Origin of the sequence: Streptomyces sp. NPDC057271, from assembly GCF_042668715.1 — a bacterium.
Classification (GTDB): Bacteria; Actinomycetota; Actinomycetes; order Streptomycetales; family Streptomycetaceae; genus Streptomyces.
Genome location: NZ_JBHUYJ010000207.1, coordinates 1 through 4,997, shown reverse-complemented (window position 1 = coordinate 4,997; position 4,997 = coordinate 1). Strand labels below are relative to the sequence as shown.

The window sequence follows — 4,997 nt, the reverse complement described above, 5'->3', positions numbered from 1 at the left end:
CCGTCGGACGCATGGTGCGCAACGCCAAGATCACCCAGATCTACGAAGGCACCAACCAGGTCCAGCGCATCGTCATGGCCCGCAACCTCCCGTAGGAAAGGCAAGGGCGCCCCTCCGCTCTCCGGAGGGGCGCCCTTCCCGTATCCGTACGGCTCGGATCAGCGGTCCGAGGTGACCGTGACCTTCTCGTCGTTCTGGATCTGCGAGACCAGCTGCTTCACCTTCGGCATGTCCCACTTCAGCGAGCCCTGCGGCGCGGTGCCCGAGATCGGGATGTTCATCGACTTCCCGTCGCCGCCGCTGATGCCCTTCATCGCGAAGAACATCTTGGCGAGGTCGTAGAGCGACATGTCCTTGTCCACGATCAGCGTGTCCAGACCGGCGCCCAGCGTCGGGTACAGCGCGAACGGGTTGAGGATCGTGCCCGGCGTCGCCGCCTGGTTCGCCAGCGCGGAGAGGAACTTCTGCTGGTTCTTCGTCCGCGCGAGGTCCGACTCGGCGAACGCGTACCGGGTACGGACGAAGGCGAGGGCCTGCTCGCCGTTCAGCGTCTGTTCGCCCGCCTGGAAGTCGGCGCCGGACTTCTTGTCCTTGAAGCCCTTCTCGATGTTCATCTCGACACCGCCGAGCGCGTCCACGATGTTCGCGAAGCCGGCGAAGCCGATCTCCGCGTAGTGGTCGATGCGCAGCCCGGTGTTGAACTCGACCGTGCGGACCAGGAGTTCCGGGCCGTCCATCGCGTACGCGGCGTTGAGCTTGGAGCCACCGCGCGCCCCGAACTTCTTGCCGGACTCCGAGCCGACGAAGGACGGGATGGTGACCCAGGAGTCACGCGGGAGCGAGACCATCGTGTTCCCGCTGGAGCAGGCCGCGAGGATCATCATCGAGTCGGTCCGCTTGCCCTCGGCGGAGCCGGTGTGGAGCTTCTTCTTCTCCTCGGCCGACATGCCCTCACGGCTGTCGGAGCCGACGATCAGGTAGGTCGTGCAGTCACCCTCGGCCGGCCGCTCGATGACCTTGGAGAGATCGACCTCGTTACGCATCCGGGAGCTGGCCCAGGCGTAGGTGCCGACGCTCCAGCCGAGCAGGGCGACGACCAGGACGATGGAGCCGATCTTGATGCGGCGGCGCCAGTCCGGGGCGGGCCGGCCGGCCGGCTGGGGCGCGTACCGGGGGTCGTGCTGCGGCGGGACGGTGCCCTGGCCGCCGCCCTGGCGGCCGCCGCCGTAGACCTGTCCGGTGTTGTAGCCGCTGTCGTACCCGGTGGCCTGCTGCTGGGTGAAGTTCGGGTTGTAACCCTGACCTTGACCTTGACCTTGACCCTGACCCTGGCCCTGGCCCTGGTCGTACCGCGGGTCGTACTGCGGCTGCTGGGGGACCTGCGGGCGCTGTACATGGCGCATCCGGCGAGCGCCCTCGGGCTGCGAGTCCGCGCCGCCGCGGCCGTATCCGCTGTCATCGGGCCAGTCATTCATGCGGACCAGTGTGCAGGCCGCCTCCCGGGGGCCGACAGGGCGGGTGGGGAATCGGGGCGGCGCTGTTGCCAAGCTGATGCAAAGGGGACCAGGTCGGGACCCGGCATAAGGTGGAGGGCATGACAGATCAGGCCCAGCGCACGGACCGCCCGGAGACCGAAATTCCGGGCAAGCCCACCTCCGCGTCCCGCACCACGCTCAGCCACATCATGACCAGCCACGACACCAACCTCCTCGGCACGGTGCACGGCGGCGTGATCATGAAGCTGGTGGACGACGCGGCGGGCGCCGTCGCGGGCCGCCACTCGGGCGGGCCGGCCGTGACCGCGTCCATGGACGAGATGGCGTTCCTGGAGCCGGTACGCGTCGGTGACCTGCTGCATGTGAAGGCGCAGGTCAACTGGACCGGCCGGTCCTCCATGGAGGTCGGCGTGCGGGTCATGGCCGAGCGCTGGAACGAGTCCACCCCCGCCCAGCAGGTCGCCTCCGCCTACCTGGTCTTCGCCGCGGTCGACGCCGACGGCAAGCCGCGCCGCGTTCCGCCGGTCGTCCCCGAGACCGAGAAGGACAAGCGCCGCTACCAGGAGGCCCAGATCCGCCGCACCCACCGCCTGGCCCGCCGCCGCGCGATCCTGGACCTCCGGGAGCGCCGCGCCGCAGAGGGCTACGAGGACTGACGCCGGCACCCCTACGGGCCGCACCTCTACGGGCCGGCACCCCTACGGGCCGCACCTCTACGGGCCGGCACCCCTACGGGCAGACCACGCGGTCGCCCGTGACCGCCTCGAAGGCGCCGGTCGGCTTCTCCTCCGCCCGTACCGGAGCGACGCTCTTGTAGTCGAGACCCGCCACCACCCGCAGGGTCCCGCCCCGCCCCTTCACCGGCCGGAGCTCCGCGCCCGGCAGCGCCGCCGCCAGGGACTTCGCCGAGCGGTCCCAGCGCGGGTCGTACTCGACAAGCGTCCGCCGCACCTCCGGGCCCTCCCCGGTGCGCGGCGCCCGCGTCGTGTCGAAGCCGGTGGCCCGCAGGGCGTCGTCCACTCTGCGGCCCAGACCGTCCGTCCGCGTCCCGTTGTAGACCTGCACCCTGATCGTCTTCGGCGCCACGTCCACGATCGTCCCCCTCGGCCCGCCCTTCGCCTTCGTCTCCGCCGTCCTCGGCGGTGCGAGCGGCCGGTCGTCGCGCAGGGCCTGGAAGAGCCGCTGCGCCTTGGGCGCGTCCCACTTCACGGTCGAGCCGATCCCCTTCACCGGGAAGCTCACGTCCCCGAGCGGTACGGAGACGAACTCCGACGACGCCGGGTCGAAGCCCCGCATCGCCTTGGCGAGACCCAGCAGCTGATCCGTACCGAACCCCTGGTCCGCCCGCACCGAGCTGAGCACGGTCGTGGCGACCTCCCGGAAGCGGACCGGGTTCAGCAGCACCCCGCCGCTCGTCACCCGGTCGATCAGCGCCGCGAGGAACCGCTGCTGGCGCTGCATCCGGCCGATGTCCGCCGCCCCGTCGACATGGCGAGCGCGCACGTACTGCAGCGCCTGCCCGCCGTTCAGATGGTGCGACCCGGCCGCCAGGTCGAGCCCGGTGTACTTGTCCTTCATCGGGCGGGCCGTGCAGATCTCGACCCCGCCGACCGCGTCCACCGTCTTCATGAAGCTGGTGAAGTCGACCTCCAGATAGTGGTCGATCTTGACACCCGTCATGCTCTCGACGGTTCGGACCGTGAGCCCCGGCCCGCCCTCGGCGTACGCCGCGTTCAGCTTCACCGGGTGCGCCTCGTGCCGCTTCCCCGTGGTCGCGTCGACGTGCGCGGGCATCTCGGCGTACGAGTCACGCGGCAGGCTCACCACGCTCGCCCGCTCCCGGTCCTCGCTGATGTGCACGAGCATCACGGTGTCGGTGCAGTGACAGGGCGCCCCGCCCAGCCGGTACGCGCTGCGCTGCTGCCTGGTGAGGCTGTCGCGTCCGTCCGTGCCCACGAGCAGCAGGTTCATGCCGTGCCCGCCCCGGGGGCGGTTCTTCATGTCCTTGAACGGGTCGACCCGGTCGATGCCGGTGTCCAGGCCGGTGACCAGCGCGTGCCCGATCCCGCCGGCGCCCAGGACGAGCACGGACAGGGTCGTCGCCATCCGCATGCCCCACCGTGGTCGCGCGGCCCGTCTGACGCGGCGGGCTGCCGGTACGGGACGGGCGGCCGGGCGGCGGCGAGGCGCGCGGGGCGGTGTGGGCACCGGGGGACACCTCCGCGGGTGGGACAAGGGGACCGTGAGCACCGTAGGCCCATACGATCAGCGCAAGGGTGCGGCGGTCCGCGTGACGCGCTTCGTGTCCCCCGTTCGCGGTAACGTGGCCGACGATTCTGCTGTCTCCCGGGGGCGACCCCCGGACCCCCGAGGATTCCATGCAGCCCCCCGTCTCCGTGATCATGCCGGTTCTCAACGAGGAACGGCACCTGCGCAACTCGGTCCGTCACATCCTCGAGCAGGAGTACGACGGCGAGATGGAGGTGGTGATCGCGCTCGGCCCGTCCACGGACCGTACCGACGAGATCGCCGCCGAGCTCGTACGAGAAACCGCGTCTGACAGCCGCAAGCGGGTCCACACCGTGCCCAACCCCACAGGCCGCACGCCCGCCGCCCTCAACGCGGCGATCAAGGCCTCCCGCCACCCGATCGTGGTGCGGGTCGACGGTCACGGCATGCTGTCGCCGAACTACATCGCGACCGCCGTCCGCCTCCTTGAGGAGACGGGCGCGCAGAACGTCGGCGGCATCATGCACGCCGAGGGCGAGAACGACTGGGAGCACGCGGTCGCCGCCGCGATGACCTCGAAGATCGGCGTCGGCAACGCGGCCTTCCACACCGGCGGCGAGGCGGGCCCGGCCGAGACCGTGTACCTGGGTGTCTTCCGGCGCGAGGCGCTGGAGCAGCAGGACGGCTACAACGTCGAGTTCATCCGCGCCCAGGACTGGGAGCTGAACTTCCGGATCCGCGAGGCGGGCGGTCTGATCTGGTTCTCGCCCGAGCTGCGCGTCCAGTACCGCCCGCGGCCGAGCGTGCGCGCGCTGGCGAAGCAGTACAAGGACTACGGCCGTTGGCGCCATGTTGTGGCCCGCTACCACCAGGGCTCCATCAACCTGCGCTACCTCGCCCCGCCGACCGCCGTCTGCGCGATCGCGGCCGGCGTGGTGGTGGGCGCGGTCCTCACCCCGCTCGGCTTCCTGATCCCGGCCGGCTACCTGGCCGCGATCACCGCGGGCTCGCTCCCGGCGGGCAGGGGCCTCCCCCTGAAGGCCCGCCTCCAGATCCCGGTGGCCCTTGCGACGATGCACATGTCCTGGGGCTACGGCTTCCTGACGAGCCCGCGCGCGCTGGCGAAGAAGGTCATCGCGAGCCGCCGTCCGTCGGCGCCGACCGCGAAGGTCTGACGCTCCCGCCACGCACACGGCGACGGCCGGGTCCCCCTGAGGGGCCCGGCCGTCGCCTTGTGTGTCCGCCGTGTGTGTACGCCGTGTGTGTGGGAGC

The 4,997-nt window shown here is 71.0% G+C and carries 5 protein-coding genes; 3 read left to right on the top strand and 2 right to left on the bottom strand.

The features are described 5' to 3' along the window. A partial coding sequence (locus ACFUJR_RS38800; RefSeq protein WP_383451260.1) for an acyl-CoA dehydrogenase family protein occupies window positions 1-95 on the top strand: 95 nt, incomplete at its 5' end. A gap of 63 nt (window positions 96-158) precedes the next feature. Here the strand turns inward: ACFUJR_RS38800 and ACFUJR_RS38795 are convergent. Then, window positions 159-1,475, bottom strand: a complete 1,317-nt coding sequence (locus tag ACFUJR_RS38795; RefSeq protein WP_383181038.1) for an LCP family protein — start codon at window positions 1,473-1,475, stop codon at window positions 159-161. 119 nt (window positions 1,476-1,594) lie between these two features. On the opposite strand from ACFUJR_RS38795, the gene ACFUJR_RS38790 reads away from it, so the two are divergent. After that, window positions 1,595-2,152, top strand: coding sequence for an acyl-CoA thioesterase (locus ACFUJR_RS38790; protein WP_383181041.1), 558 nt, complete (start codon window positions 1,595-1,597; stop codon window positions 2,150-2,152). Between the two features lie 73 nt (window positions 2,153-2,225). On the opposite strand, the gene ACFUJR_RS38785 is transcribed toward ACFUJR_RS38790, so the two are convergent. Next, complete coding sequence (locus tag ACFUJR_RS38785) at window positions 2,226-3,608, bottom strand: LCP family protein (protein WP_383181044.1); 1,383 nt, start codon at window positions 3,606-3,608, stop codon at window positions 2,226-2,228. 266 nt (window positions 3,609-3,874) lie between these two features. On the opposite strand from ACFUJR_RS38785, the gene ACFUJR_RS38780 reads away from it, so the two are divergent. Further along, the gene (locus ACFUJR_RS38780) at window positions 3,875-4,900 is read left to right on the top strand and encodes a glycosyltransferase family 2 protein (RefSeq protein ID WP_383181047.1); all 1,026 of its coding nucleotides are present in this window, start codon (window positions 3,875-3,877) and stop codon (window positions 4,898-4,900) included. Window positions 4,901-4,997: the final 97 nt, after the last annotated feature.

Excerpts from the sequence above, each read along its gene's own strand:
- ACFUJR_RS38795 (WP_383181038.1), bottom strand. The coding sequence starts at position 1,475 with ATGAATGACTGGCCCGATGACAGCGGATACGGCCGCGGCGGCGCGGAC.
- ACFUJR_RS38790 (WP_383181041.1), top strand. The coding sequence starts at position 1,595 with ATGACAGATCAGGCCCAGCGCACGGACCGCCCGGAGACCGAAATTCCG.
- ACFUJR_RS38785 (WP_383181044.1), bottom strand. The coding sequence starts at position 3,608 with ATGCGGATGGCGACGACCCTGTCCGTGCTCGTCCTGGGCGCCGGCGGG.
- ACFUJR_RS38780 (WP_383181047.1), top strand. The coding sequence starts at position 3,875 with ATGCAGCCCCCCGTCTCCGTGATCATGCCGGTTCTCAACGAGGAACGG.